This is a genomic window from Variovorax sp. Soil_C_19, from assembly GCF_057657255.1.
The window spans coordinates 112,726-125,963 of the sequence record NZ_JBDGIV010000009.1; the positions used below are offsets into that span (position 1 = coordinate 112,726).

Consider the following 13,238-nt stretch of genomic DNA (forward strand, 5'->3'; position numbering starts at 1 on the left):
ACCTGCTCGGCGGCGTACTCGGTGAAGACGGCATCGTCGGCGGTCTGCTCGGTGGCGACCTCCTTGGCGGCGACCTGCTCGGCGGCGTGATCGGTGAAGACGGCATCGTCGGCGGCCTGCTCGGTGGTGACCTCCTCGGCGGCGACCTGCTGGGCGGCGTGCTCGGCGAAGACGGCATCGTCGGCGGCCTGTTGGGCGGCGACCTCCTCGGCGGTGACCTGCTCGGCGGCGTGCTTGGCGAAGACGGCATCATCGGCGGCCTGCTCGGTGGCGACCTCCTGGGCGGCGACCTGCTCGGCGGCGTGATCGGTGAAGACGGCATCGTCGGCGGCCTGATCGGTGGTGACCTCCTCGGCGGTGACCTGCTGGGCGGAGTGCTCGGTGAAGACGGCATCGTCGGCGGCCTGCTGGGTGGTGACCTCCTGGGCGGCGACCTGCTCGGCGGCGGCCTGCTGGGCCAGGACGGCCTGGTCGGCAGCCTGCTCGGCAGCGACGGCCTGCTCGGTGGCGTGGTGGCCAACATCCTCGATCCGGTGCTCGAAGTGGCCGGCGGCGCCGCCGAGACGCTGGAGCCAGTCGTGGCTGCCGTGTCCGAAGTGGCCCAACCGGTGACCGACATCCTGGCCGGTGCGGGCACCACGCTGTCGCCGGTGATCGAGACGGTCGCAGGGCTGGTCGACACGGTGGAGCATGCCGCGCCGATCGTGACCGACGTCGTGACCCCGATCACCAGCCTGGTCGACCAGGTCGCCGGCAACAACAGCGTGCTGACGCCCGTGTCGAACATCCTGCACGGCCTGCTGGGCTGAGCCCCGGAAACACCACGGGGCAACCCATCACAAGAACGACAGCACAGGGACAGGCCGCAACCCGGCCTGTCCCGCCAAAAGGACGATCAACATGAACAAGAACTTCCGGATACTCGCCACCCTTGCATTGGCCGCCAGCCTTGCCGCTTGCGGCACCGGCCCCAAGGACGGCCGCGAAGACGCCAAGTACTACTTCTCGAACAAGGCCGCGAGCAACGTGGCCAGGGTGCAGGCGCCGCCGGCCCCGCTGGCGCAGAACGGCCCGGTCGGCGTGCCGCGCATCGTGTACTTCGACTTCGACAAGTACAACATCCGTGCGCAGGACCGCAGCGTGGTCGAGGCGCACGCGAGCTACCTGCGCAACCGTCCCACGAGCCGCGTGGTGATCGAAGGCCACACCGACTCGCGCGGCGGACGCGAATACAACCTGGCGCTGGGCCAGCGCCGCTCCGAAGCCGTGCAGCGTGCGCTCACGCAGCTGGGCGTGCCGGCCGAGCGCATCGAGGCCATCAGCTGGGGCATCGAGAAGCCTGCGTCGCCCGACAACACCGAGGAGGGCTATCAGCTCAATCGCCGAGCTGAATTCAGCTACCGCTGAAGCCGGAGAACGCGACCCCCTTGCGCAGCGTGAACAGGCCCTGGGCTGAATGATGTCCTTCTCCGAACAGCTCCATGCCTGCCACGAGCGCCTGGCCTCGGTATGTGCGGCGCTGCCACCGCCCTATCCGGCCTTCACGCTCTTCTTCTCGGTCACCGACGGTTCGCAGCGCGCGCATGTGGTGCACGCACGCGCGGCCGATTTCGAGACCGCGTGGCGCGAAGGCGCGGAAGCGGTCGAACGGCGGGTGCGCGACTGCGGCCTCGTCGCGCCGTGGCTGCGCATCGACTGGGTCGAGGGCGCGAGCCCGTTGGGGTGGGGCCAATTCAAGGCCCAGCTCGGCGCCGTCAAGCGCAACTACTTCCGTCTCGGCCTGGCCTTCGACAAGGACTTCGAGACCGCCTTCACCGAGCAGGAGCTCAACGCCAATGCGATGCTGAGCGGCGATTCGACCATCGCGCATGCGGTGGTGAACGCGCGCAATTTCGCGCTCTATGCCGAAGCGCGTTTTGCCCGCGCGCTGGCGCTCGATCTGCCCGCGGACCACCCGGTCTACCTGCTCGCGACAGTGGGCGTGTTCTGCCAGGCCGACGGCGTGGTGCACAAGCTGGTGGGCACGGGGCTCGATGCGGGACGCCGCCAGTCGCCTGCGCTCACGCCACCTTCGGCTCTCGAGCTGGTGCGCAGCGGCGCGGTCTATCTTGCGCGCCAGGTGCAGGACGACGGGCTGTTCGTCTCCGGCTACTTCCCCTGCTTCGACCGCCGCATTCCGACCTACGACGCGATGCGCCATGCAAGCGTGGTCAGCGCCATGGTCGAGGCCTGGGAGCTCACGCGCGACGAGAAGCTGCGCGCCGCGATCGACCGCGCGCTGCCGCCGCTCGCGAGCCGCTTCATCCGCGAATACAAGCTGCCCGACGGCCGCGAGGCCGCCTTCCTGGTCGACGGCGAAGAGATCACGCTCGGCGGCAACGCCGCCTGCATCCTCGCGCTGGTGGCGCACGGCGAGGCGATGGAGACGCGCCGCTGGCTGCCGCTGCTCGAGAAGCTCGCGCTGGGCATCGCCTCGCTGCAGGACCCTGCCACCGGCCGCTTCAACCATGTGCTGCACGCCGCCGACCTGCGCGTGAAGCAGGCCGCGCGTGCCGTCTACCACGAGGGCGAGGCGGTGTTCGGCCTCATGCGGCTCTACGGCCTCACGCGCGATCCGCGCTGGCTCGCGGTGGTCGAGAAGGCCTTCGACCATTTCATCGCCAGCCAGCACTGGCAGGCGCACGACCACTGGCTGAGCCGCTGCGTGAACGAGCTCACGCGCTGGAGCCCGCAGGAGCGCTACTTTCGCTTCGGCCTGCAGAACGTCGCGGGCTACCTCGACTTCGTGCTCGACCGCAAGACCACCTTTCCGACGCTGCTCGAACTCATGCTGGCCGCGCAGCAGATGCTGCAGCGGCTCGAGGGCATGGCGGCCATGCGGCACCTGCTCGACGAGCTCGACACCGAGAAGTTCTACCGCGCGCTCGACTACCGCGCGCACTACCTTCAGAACGGCTTCTTCTGGCCCGAGATGGCGATGTACTTTCGCCGTCCGTCGCACATTGCCGGCGCATTCTTCGTGCGCCACCATGCGTTTCGCGTGCGCATCGACGACGTGGCGCAGTACATGTCGGGCTTCGTGGCCTATCACCGCTACCTGCTCGAGCGGCCGGCCGTGCCGGGTGCGGGCAACCTCAGGGACGACGGCGCCGAATGGACCGCCGACGAGATGGCGCGCGTGACCGGCGGCGACTGGGTGGTGCGGCCCGACGACGGCTGGCGCGCCACCGGCATCACGCAGCGCTCGTTCCTGCGCAAGGGCCGCGTGGTGTTCGAGCACCAGACGCGCCCCTCGAAGGCGCCGTTGGCCGCAGTGATCCTCAAGGGCGTGCTGCAGCCCGCGGCCGCCGTGCTGTGCACCGACGCCTCTGCACACCTCGACAAGCGCGTACCGGTGCTGCAGGTGCAGAACCTGCCGCAGGCGGTGCTGGCGCTGGGCACGCATGCGCGCACCGAGTTCGCGGGCCGTGTCTGCGGCGTGGTGGGCAGCGGCGCGGCCAGCAGCACTGTGGCGGCGATGCTGGCCGATGCCCTGGGCGTCTGGGGCGAGGTCGGCCGGCCCGAAGGCAACGTCAGCCTGCCCTCGGGCATGGCCTGGAACCTGACCTGCATGCCGCGGCGCGCCGCCTACTGGGTGCTGGAGATGGGTTCGCCGAACCTGCCCGCGCTGACCGAGCTGGTGCGCCCGATGCTGGCCGTGGTCACCGGGCTGTCGGCCTCTGCGCAGAAGCGCAGCGGCCCTTCGGACGCCGCCGCGCGGCAGGACAGTCGCATCTTCGAGGGCATGGCGCCTGGCGACACCGCGGTGCTCAACCGCGACATCCCCGAGTTCGCGGCCTTCGCCGAAGCCGCCATGGCACACCAGCTCCAGATCGTGAGCTATGGCGAGCACCAGGACGCCGACCTGCGGCTTCTGGCCTTCGACCACGGCGAGGCGCAAGTCGCAGTGCTCGGCGAGCCGTTCCAGCTGCGGCTCAACGCGCCGGGGCGCCACATGGGCCTGAGCGCCGTGGCCACGCTGGCGGCGCTGCATGCGATGCGGCTCAAGCTCGCGGCCGCGGTGGAGCCGCTTGCCGCATTCGAGCCCTCCGGCGCGCGCGGCGCGCTGCACACCATCCACATCGGCGGCGGCAGCTTCAAGCTGATCGACGAGACCTACGACGCCAACCCGAGTTCGATGCGCGCTGCGCTCGAACTGCTGTCGCAGGCGCCCTGCGAGCCCGCGCGCCGCGTGGCGATCCTCGGCGACATGCAGGAGCTCGGCCCCGCCGCGCAACGCCACCACCTCGACCTCGAGCCCGAGCTGCTCGCCTCGCAACCCGACCGCGTGCTGCTGTGCGGACCGCTGATGCGCGCGCTGCATGCGCGCATCAGCACCAAGGTCCGCTCGCACTGGTTCGTCGACGTGGCCGATCTGTCGACCGCACTCGGAGGCCTGCTGCAGCCGGGCGACTGGGTGCTGGCCAAGAGTTCCCCCGGTGTCGGCCTCTCGCGCCTCGCCCGGGTATTGAAAGCACTGCCATGAAACCCAGCCTCTCCCTTCCCCTTTCCGCCGAGGCTTCGCCCGCGACCCCGCGCCGCTGGTGGCTCGGATGGTTTCAGCTTCTTTGCGCATGGTTGCTGTGCATGTTGCTGTGTGCCAACGTCGCGCTCGTGCTCGCGCAGGACCAGCCGCCGCGGGAGTCGGAGCGCCCGGTGGCCCGCAAGCCCGTTGATTGCGGGCTTCAGGATGGCGCGACCGCGATGACCGCGCCGCCTACGCTGCGGGAAGCGCTTCGATGCAGTGGTGCGTAAAAGAAAATCGCTTCGTAACATTTGGGTAACAGTCGATAATGACGCAGGCGTCATTGCCGCACGGATCGGCCTTTTCCCATGATCAAGTTTCTTCTGCCCAGCCAGCTGCTGGCCGACCCGCCGGAGGAGGCTGGCTCGAGCCCCTACGCGGGCGCGCTGCACAAGGCGTTTCGCGATGCCTATCCGCTGGTCAAGAGCGCGGCCTGGCGCTCGCTGCCGATCAGCCTGTTCGGCCTGCTGCCGTCGATCTTCCTGCTGCAGGTGTATGACCGCGTGCTGTCGCGCAGCGGTGTCTCGACGCTGGCCGCGCTGGTCTGCGGCATCCTGTTCTTCCTGTGCATCGAGTTCTGGCTGCGCATGCGGCGCTCTCGCCTGCTGCGCAATGCGGGCGCGATCATTGACCACGGGGTCTCGGGGGCGCTGCTGCACTCGATGCTGAACCGGCCGCTGCGCGCACTCGAAGCGCGCCCGGCTTCGGTGTGGCACCAGTTCTTCCGCGACGTGGCCTCGGTGCGCGGCACGGTCACGGGCGGCCTGGCGCAATCGATCTTCGACCTGCCGATGGCGGTGTTCGCGCTGGCGGTGATCGGCATCGTGGCACTGCCGGTGCTGCCTGTGGTGGTGCTGTTCCTCGGCATCATGGCCTTCCTGGCCTGGTGGTGGGCCGATGAGGTGCGCACCGGCCGGGTCGAGGAAGTGCAGCGCGGACGCGGCCTCGACCGCATGACCGCCGAGATCTGCAACGCCCGCGAAACGCTCAAGACGCAGGCCAATGACGGACCCACCGTCGAGATGTGGCGCCAGACCTACAACGACTGGCTCGGCGAGAGCTTCAGCAAGAACGGCCAGATCGAGACCGCGCGCGACGGAACCACGGTGCTGCTGACGGTGTTCTCGGTGATCATCGTCACGGTGGGCGCGATCTCGGTCATGGAGCAGTGGATGACCGTTGGCGGGCTCGTCGCTTCGAACATGCTGGCGCTCAAGGCGCTGCAGCCGGTGGCCGGCCTGGTCTCGAGCTGGCGCTCGCTGGCCGCTGCCAAGGAAGCGGCCAAGCGGCTAGAGAAGGTGCTGGGCGAGCCCGTCGAGAAGCCGCCGTCGGGCATGACGCTGCCGCAGCCACTCGGCCGCGTGACGCTCAAGGACGTCAGCTTCAGCTTCAGCGCCGAGTCGCACAAGCCGGTGCTCGAGAACGTCGACCTCGACATCGGTCCCGGCGGGCTGCATGTGATCGTGGGGCGCAACGGCGCCGGCAAGTCGACGCTGGTCAAGCTGCTCTCGGGCCTGTACACGCCCACGCGCGGCGTCATCAGCATCGGCGAATACGACCTGTCGCAGTTCGGCCGCGAAGAGCTGTCTCGCTGGATCAGCTATCTCTCGCAGGAGGTCTACTGGTTCGGCGGCCCGCTGATCGACACCATGCGCCGCACTGCGCCGGGCCAGAGCGACGAGCAGGTGGTGGCCGCCTGCAAGCTTTCGGGCGCGCACGACTTCATCTCGCGGTTGCCCGACGGCTACCGCACCGTGGTGGGCGAGGGCGGCGTGGGCTTCTCGGTCGGCGAGCGGCGCAAGCTCGCGCTGGCCATGAGCTTCCTGCGCAAGCCTTCGGTGCTGGTGCTCGACGAACCAAGTAACGACCTCGACTTCCAGAGCGAGCGCACGCTGCTCGCCACGCTGCTTGCGGTGGCCAAGGTGCGCACCGTGGTGGTGGTGACGCATTCGCTGCGCATCGTGTCGGCCGCCACCACGGTCTACCACGTGACGGGGCAGGGCAATGTCGAGCAGGGAACGGCGGCCGTCATGGTGCCGAAGCTCTTCGGCGTGAAGAAGGCGCTGGTGGCGCTGGGCGATGGCGGTGCGGGCGACGACGAAGCCGCGCACGGCGCCGGCGCCAGCCGCTCCATGGCCTGAACGAACGAAGAACCGTATGTGGGGACCGAATTGAAATCAGATTTGCCGCAGATCCTCCAGGAAGAGGAAAGCAAGCGCTCGGCGCAGACGTCGCCCAGCGGCCGGCGGCGCCAATGGGTGATCGGCGGCGCGGTGGCGCTGCTGGCCGTGGTGGGGCTGGGCTTTCCGATGGAGACGGTGGTGGTGGCGCCGGGGCGGGTGATTCCGTCCGACCGGGTCAAGTCGATCCAGCATCTCGAAGGCGGCATCGTCAGCGAGGTGATGGTGAAGGAAGGCGACCGGGTGCAGCAGGGCCAGTCGCTGGTCGAGATCGACCTGGGCGGCAGCGGCCTGAACTTCGAGGAGCTTTCTGCACGTTATGCGTCCACGCAGGCCACGCGCATCCGGCTCATGGCCGAGAGTCGGGGCCAGCCACTGCGGCGCGACAGCTTTGCCGCCGACATCGACGCCAGCGTGCTCGACGGCGAGGTCGGCGCCTATGAAGCGCGCTCGCTCGAGCAGCGCGGCGTGATGGCCGGTGCGGTGTCGATGCTGGAGCAGGCGCGCAGCAAGCAGCTCGAGCAGCAGGCCAAGGTCAAGGGCCTGAACGACCGGTTGGCGCTGATGCAGAAGGAACTCGAGATCTCCGAGCAGCTGCTCAGTGAGAAGCTCGTGGGCCAGGTCGAGGTGCTCGAGAAGCGCCGCCAGGTCGAGGGCGTGCGCAGCGAACTCGCGGTGGCGCGTCAGGGCTCGATCTCGGCCGGCGCCGCCATCGCCGAGGCCCAGGCCAAGATGGCCGAGGCCGAAGGCCGCTTCCGCCGCCGCGCATCCGACGAGCTGGCCACCGTGGAGCGCCAGTTCGCGAGCCTCAACGAAGACCTCGCGCGGGCCCGCACGCAGCGCTCGCGCACCACCGTGAAGGCGCCCGCCGACGGCATCATCAAGGGCCTGCGCAGCGCGAGCCCGGGCTGGGTCATCAAGCCCGGCGAGGCGATCATGGAAGTGGTGCCCGACAAGGACGAGGTCATGATCGAGGCGCGCCTGAACCCGAACGACCGGGGCTTCGTCGAGATCGGGCAGGGCGCGCGCGTGAAGATCACGGCCTACGACTACCTGCGCTACGGCGCGGTCGACGGCCAGGTCACGCTGGTGGCGGCCGACGCCGACCGCGACCCGGCCGTCGCCAACTCGACGCCCTACTACCGCATCCTGGTCGGCACCGAGCAGACCTTCGTGGGGCAGAAGGAAAACCGCATCACCGCCGGCATGGAAGCGGAGGTCGACCTGAAGGTGGGCACCGACCCGTTCATCTGGTACATCCTGCGCCCGGTGCTCAAGCTGCGACGCGAAGCGTTCCGCGAACCATGAGCGCGACGACCGATACAGGCCGGCGCCGAACCACGGGCACCGGCGTCCTCTGTGCGGCGCTGTGCGCCGGCCTCTTGCTGCCTCCCGAAGCCGCGCTGGCGCAGGAGTCACCGCCAACGCTGGCGGCCGCGCGCCGCCTTTCGTCGCCATCGCTCGGCGCCGCGAGCTCCGTGCAGCGCGTGAAGCAGGCGCTCTTCACGCTGTCGCAGGAATTCCCCGAGGTGCAGACCGCGCAGGCCGCCGCCAACACCAGCGGCTTCGGCGTGGAGACGGCCAAGAAGGCGCGCTATCCGCGGTTCAAGATGGGCACTGCTTCGGGCACCTACAACAGCGGCGCGGCCAATGCCGCCACGGAGAACTACACCGTGCTGACCGCCGAAGCACGCGTGAGCCTGATCGACGGCGGTGCCATGAGCGCCGCCGTGCGGGCCGCCGAGGCGGGCAACCAGGCCGACGAGGACGCGGTTGTCACCACCTCGCAGAAGGTGGTTCTGGATGCGCTCACCGCCTACCTGCAGGTGCAGCGCTTCGACCTGAAGAAGCAGATCGCGCGCAAGTCCACCGAAGTGGTGGCCGAGCTCTCGCGCGTCGAATCGCGGCGCGTCGCACTCGGCGCGACGGGCGAGAACGACCTGAACATGGCGGCCTCGCGCCGCGCCGCCGTGGCCGCGCGCGAGGCAGACTTCGAGGCCCAGCGCGACGAGGCGCTGGCCAAGTTCAACACCTACTTCCGCTTCACGCCCGAGCCTTCGTCGCTGCCCGTGCTCGCCGCGCCCGCAGCCTGGCGCATCGTGTCGCGCGACGAGGCCCTGCGCCGTGCCGAGGAGCGCAGCACCGAGATCGCCGAGGCCAGGGGCCGCGTTGCGCGCGCGCAGGCGCTGGTCGAGCAGCAGGAAGCCAGCATCTGGCCCACGGTTGACGCGGTGGTCGTCAAGAGCAAGGACCCGCGCGGCGTCTCGCCGCAAGACCCGACGCGCGCGGCCTTCGAGCTGAACTGGAACTTCGGCAACGGCTTCGACCGGCAGATGAAGTTGAAGTCCGCGCTCGCCGAGGTCGCCAACCAGGAAGCCAAGCTCGAAGGCGTGCGGCTCAACCTGCTCGAACTCACGTCGGCCTCGTGGTCGCGCACCGTGTCGGGCCGCGAACGCGAACGCCAGCTCATGGAGGCCGTCAACGCGTCGGGCCAGTCGTTCCGCGGCCGGCGCCGGCTGATGGAGTTCGGCCGCGAGACCCTGCCCGCCGTGCTCGACGCGCAGCTCGACTACTACACCCTGCTGTTCGACTATGTCGATTCGGTCTTCGACCTGCGCATCACCGAGCTGCGCCTCGCGCGCACCGTGGGTGAACTGCGCATCGACCCCGAAGCCGGCAACAACTGGATCGACCGCATCTTCGGCCCGCCGACCCGTCCGGTGTTGAGCGACGACGGCATGCTCGCGATGCTGTGCATTGCAAGCAACGCGGCCTGTGCGAACGAAGCCGTGGTCGACCGGAGCGCGAGCGCGACGGCCGCCGCCCCCGCGCTGCGCACCACGCAAAGAATGCCTGCCCGCTGATCCGCGGGCGAGCGCGGAGCGAGCCCCTTCGGGGGCGGGCTGCTAAGTCTCTTCCGGGATGCCGGGCTCGCCGTCGAGAATTTGATACTTGCGCATCTTCTCCCACAGCACCTTGCGGCTGATGCCAAGGTGCTGCGCCGTGTCCTGGCGCTTCCAGTCGTTGGTCTCGAGCGCCGCGATGATGCGGTTGCGCTCGCTGCTGTTCCAGCCCCGGCGCTCGCCGCTGCCGTCGAGCGCCACGCCGTTGCTGCTGCCCGCGCCCATGCCACCGCCGCCGTTCGCGGCCAACATCGCCGGCGTCGGCGTGCCGCGCGTGAGCGCGATCGCCCGCTGGATCAGGTTCTGGTCCCAGCCGCGCAGCTGCCGTGCGATCACGCCCACGCGCTCGGCGAGGTTGCGCAACTGCCGCACATTGCCCGGAAAGTAGATCTCCGCGACTGCATCGCAGAGCCAGTGCGGCGTCTCGCCCAACGTCTCAAGCTCGTCGCCAAGCACGTTGCGCAACAGCGCCTTGAAGATCGCGATCTTGTCGATCTCGCCGCGCTCCTCGAGGCTCGGCACATGCAGCTCGATCACTGCAAGCCGGTAGAACAGGTCGGCGCGGAATTCGCCGCTCGCCACCATCTCGCGCAGGTTGCGGTTGGTGGCGGCCACGAGCCGAAAGTCGACCCGGATCGGTGCGGTCGCGCCCAGCCGCGTCACCGTGTTGTCCTCGAGCACGCGAAGCAGCTTGACCTGCTGGTACTTCGGCAGGTCGCCGATCTCGTCGAGGAACAGCGTGCCGCCCGTGGCCTGCTCGAAATAGCCGCGGTGCGCATGCACGGCACCGGTGAACGAGCCCTTGGTGTGGCCGAAGAAGAGCGATTCGAACAGCCCGTCGGGAATCGCGCCGCAGTTCACCGCCACGAACGCGCCCTTGCCGTAGTTCTCGTGCCCCAGGTGCAGCTGCTGCGCGATGCGCTCCTTGCCCACGCCCGTCTCGCCGCGCACCAGCACGCTGTGGTTGCAGTTGGCGAAGGCGTTCACTTCGGCCAGCAGCGACTGCATCGCCTCCGAATGCGCCACCAGCTCGTCGGGTGGCTGCGGTGCCACCTCGCGCGCGCGCAGCTGCCGCACGAGCTTCGCGACCATCGTGCGCAGCTCGGCGCAGGTGAAGTCGTAGGGCAGCACGTGCAGGTACTCGGGCGGGTAGGTCCGCGAGTCGCGCTCGCGCGCCGCTGCCGCGACCCAGATCACGGGCATCCCCTGCAGCAGCTCGGTCGCATGCGCGAGCCCGCCGTTGTCGATGACCGTCACGCTCAGGATCGCCACGGAGGGCCGCAGCGCGGTGCCGCGGTCCTGTGACGGAGCAGGCATGCCGTCGGCCCGGATCACCTCGACATCGAAGCTCGCCATGCAGCGCGCGATGCGGTCGAGGATGTCGGCCTTGCCTTCCCAGACAAAGAGGTCGAGTTCGTCGAAGTTGGTGGCTGTCATAGAAGCATTCGCCCGGAGCGCAGCAGTCAATTTCTTGTCTTCATTTCGCGTTAGTACACCAACTCCGCACCTGCTCTGCATGTCATGCGGGCGCCGATTTCTGCACTCGCAAGGTCAATCCCCAACGCCTTCAGGAGCAGCTCAATAAGCGGATTGATAACGGAAGCCAGCAGCGGAGTAATCACGGTCTTTAGAAGATCAAAAACAAGAGTTACTGCAGCATCCGTTGTTTTGAGGACCGAGCCTAAGAGGCCGGTCGATGTGCTGGGAGCGTACAGATCAAGTTGGAGGCCGTTCACCGTATCGATCAAGACTCCAGCCGCATTGCCGGTGGCCGAAGTTGAAAGATAGGTCTGAGCTGGGGCAGACGTGTCAGTGAGATCCTTGAGAAGGCCTGCCGTACTTGAACGAAAGGGGAGTGTCGAGCCCCCGCTGCTGATCGGGGCCGGGTTGATCGAGAGCCCTATGCCGCCGCCGCCGAAAGCAGTTCTCTTAGCAGCTGACTTCAGCGTTGTCCATGTGCCGTCGGCTTTCAAGTACTCTTGAAAGCTCGCGACGCACAGTCCCAAGACTGCGACAGTACAAGTTTTTCTGGTCTGCACGGTCCCGATATCCACCAAAGCAATAGGTTCCACGACCGGAGGCAATGTGGCAGAGGAAAAGACCTTCGTTTTCGCATCTTCAGAACTCGTGCCCATTTTTCCTATGCGCAAAGTCGCCACGTTGGACATTGACTCGGCCCACAACTTCTTGTCGGCGGGGTTGGTGCAATCGTAGTCGGCGACATAAGCCGATGCTGGAGCGATATCGATATTGATATCGATGCGAATCGGTAGTGGGAGTGCAGAAATATCCGAAATGACGGCCTTAGGCGTCGTCTGGCAGAGGACCGCAATGATTAAACAATCTCCCGGTGGTGTCAGATCGATGATTGAGGTCAGAATCGAAACGAGCGCCGACGTCAGCGAATTCAGGGCGTTCGAAAAGCCTACAACCAAGTTTGTCAACAGTTGGCCCGGCTCTCCGATGTTGACCGAGATCAATGTCCGAATCTGCGCAGTTCGAACGTAGATCTTGTCAGACCCCAGCGGTGCTGCCTTGGCGAGCTCCGGATTGCCGATGGCAGAGAATTGTGGCGGTTCAATAATCTTCACAGTGGCCGTGACCCCAGCGATCGGAAGTGCAACGTCGGCAAGGACAGCCGAAGGATCCGCGACTTGGCTGTTGGCGAGTTGCACAAACGCCTGAGTTAACTGCGCCGCCTGCAATGAAAGATCCAGAGCGCTGGTCGCGGTGCCCGTAAGAACGCCCAAAGCGTCACCGACCTTTATGGGCGGTAGATTCAGCGCCGCCGCCAATGCGGCAAGCTTCCGGTACTCGCTGAGCTCGGCACTGAGCAGCGCGCCGTTTCGCTGGAGCACGCTCGCCATCGCCTCAAGGAGCTGCGCAACAGTCACATTCGCGTTGAGGATACCGTCATAGTCTCCAACGGCGAGGTTGACCGAGGGCGCCAAGGCATCGAGAAAGCTGAGCAGACTGATCTGTGAAGTCACCAACCCTTCCCAGCCGACGGCTCCCAGTTCAACGCTTCCGCCGAGCAGGCCTCCCACGAGGCCATCGAGGATTTCCGACTGCTCGGTTTTCAGGGTCAACAGTGTGCTATTGATGCTCAAGGCGGCCTTCGGCAGTGCCCGCGCTGCGATAGCCTCTACCGTAATCGTTCGGTTCCCGGTGAAGAAGATGAAAAGCGTAGGAGGCGTCCGCGTGATGTTCACCCGTATCGCGTTCTTCTCGGTGGAAGCTTCGTTGAAGTGGTTCGCGTTCGTCGTGTCTTGTGCGTTCCATTGCCCACAGGCCAGGTCCGAGTCTGAGAGCGAAAAATCTGCGGGCATGTTGCGATCGGGACTATCGTTCGCATTGGATTTGGCTGCGCTGTATGCCGCCGTGCAGTTGTTGACATTGAGCGCTTGCGCTCCGGCGAGAGCTGCCAGATCAGCAGATTTCTGGAACTCTCTTTTTAAGTAGAAGAGGTAGCCCAGTTCGGTGCCAACGAACAAAATGACCGCAAGGCTCATGAAGATGGCGACATGAACGACCACAGAGCCGCGCTGCGATCGTAGGGTTTTTCTGTTGTTTGCCACGATGCTCATGTCA

The 13,238-nt window shown here is 67.1% G+C and carries 8 protein-coding genes and 1 pseudogene; 7 read left to right on the plus strand and 2 right to left on the minus strand.

What is annotated here, in order from left to right:
* The 7 genes and pseudogenes from AC3A6R_RS18315 to AC3A6R_RS18345 all read left to right on the plus strand — a co-directional run.
* A pseudogene (locus AC3A6R_RS18315) lies at nt 1-809 on the plus strand (hypothetical protein); the annotation flags it as partial.
* Between the two features lie 91 nt (nt 810-900).
* Nucleotides 901-1,407, plus strand: a complete 507-nt coding sequence (pal, locus tag AC3A6R_RS18320; protein ID WP_487862754.1) for a peptidoglycan-associated lipoprotein Pal — start codon at nt 901-903, stop codon at nt 1,405-1,407.
* A 49-nt stretch (nt 1,408-1,456) separates the two neighbouring features.
* Nucleotides 1,457-4,525 carry a glutamate ligase domain-containing protein gene (locus AC3A6R_RS18325; RefSeq protein WP_487865142.1) on the plus strand — a complete coding sequence of 1,023 codons (3,069 nt, stop codon included), beginning with the start codon at nt 1,457-1,459 and terminating at the stop codon, nt 4,523-4,525.
* The gene (locus AC3A6R_RS18330) at nt 4,522-4,794 is read left to right on the plus strand and encodes a hypothetical protein (protein WP_487865143.1); all 273 of its coding nucleotides are present in this window, start codon (nt 4,522-4,524) and stop codon (nt 4,792-4,794) included. The genes AC3A6R_RS18325 and AC3A6R_RS18330 overlap by 4 nt, the downstream gene beginning before the upstream one ends.
* A 78-nt stretch (nt 4,795-4,872) precedes the next feature.
* Nucleotides 4,873-6,705: a peptidase domain-containing ABC transporter gene (locus AC3A6R_RS18335; protein ID WP_487862757.1), complete on the plus strand. Its 1,833-nt coding sequence runs from the start codon at nt 4,873-4,875 to the stop codon at nt 6,703-6,705.
* Nucleotides 6,706-6,735: 30 nt separating this feature from the next.
* Nucleotides 6,736-8,052, plus strand: coding sequence for an HlyD family type I secretion periplasmic adaptor subunit (locus AC3A6R_RS18340; RefSeq protein ID WP_487865144.1), 1,317 nt, complete (start codon nt 6,736-6,738; stop codon nt 8,050-8,052).
* Nucleotides 8,049-9,608 carry a TolC family protein gene (locus AC3A6R_RS18345; RefSeq protein WP_487862759.1) on the plus strand — a complete coding sequence of 520 codons (1,560 nt, stop codon included), beginning with the start codon at nt 8,049-8,051 and terminating at the stop codon, nt 9,606-9,608. Before AC3A6R_RS18340 ends, AC3A6R_RS18345 begins: the two co-directional genes overlap by 4 nt.
* A gap of 42 nt (nt 9,609-9,650) precedes the next feature.
* Here AC3A6R_RS18345 and AC3A6R_RS18350 read toward each other — a convergent pair whose 3' ends face one another.
* On the minus strand, nt 9,651-11,084 hold the full coding sequence (locus AC3A6R_RS18350; protein WP_487865145.1) for a sigma 54-interacting transcriptional regulator: 1,434 nt from the start codon (nt 11,082-11,084) through the stop codon (nt 9,651-9,653).
* 50 nt (nt 11,085-11,134) lie between these two features.
* Complete coding sequence (locus AC3A6R_RS18355; RefSeq protein WP_487865146.1) at nt 11,135-13,234, minus strand: TadG family pilus assembly protein; 2,100 nt, start codon at nt 13,232-13,234, stop codon at nt 11,135-11,137.
* Nucleotides 13,235-13,238 lie beyond the last annotated feature (4 nt).

Coding starts and splice junctions, on each gene's coding strand:
- pal (WP_487862754.1), top strand. CDS start 901: ATGAACAAGAACTTCCGGATACTCGCCACCCTTGCATTGGCCGCCAGC.
- AC3A6R_RS18325 (WP_487865142.1), top strand. CDS start 1,457: ATGATGTCCTTCTCCGAACAGCTCCATGCCTGCCACGAGCGCCTGGCC.
- AC3A6R_RS18330 (WP_487865143.1), top strand. CDS start 4,522: ATGAAACCCAGCCTCTCCCTTCCCCTTTCCGCCGAGGCTTCGCCCGCG.
- AC3A6R_RS18335 (WP_487862757.1), top strand. CDS start 4,873: ATGATCAAGTTTCTTCTGCCCAGCCAGCTGCTGGCCGACCCGCCGGAG.
- AC3A6R_RS18345 (WP_487862759.1), top strand. CDS start 8,049: ATGAGCGCGACGACCGATACAGGCCGGCGCCGAACCACGGGCACCGGC.
- AC3A6R_RS18350 (WP_487865145.1), bottom strand. CDS start 11,084: ATGACAGCCACCAACTTCGACGAACTCGACCTCTTTGTCTGGGAAGGC.
- AC3A6R_RS18355 (WP_487865146.1), bottom strand. CDS start 13,234: ATGAGCATCGTGGCAAACAACAGAAAAACCCTACGATCGCAGCGCGGC.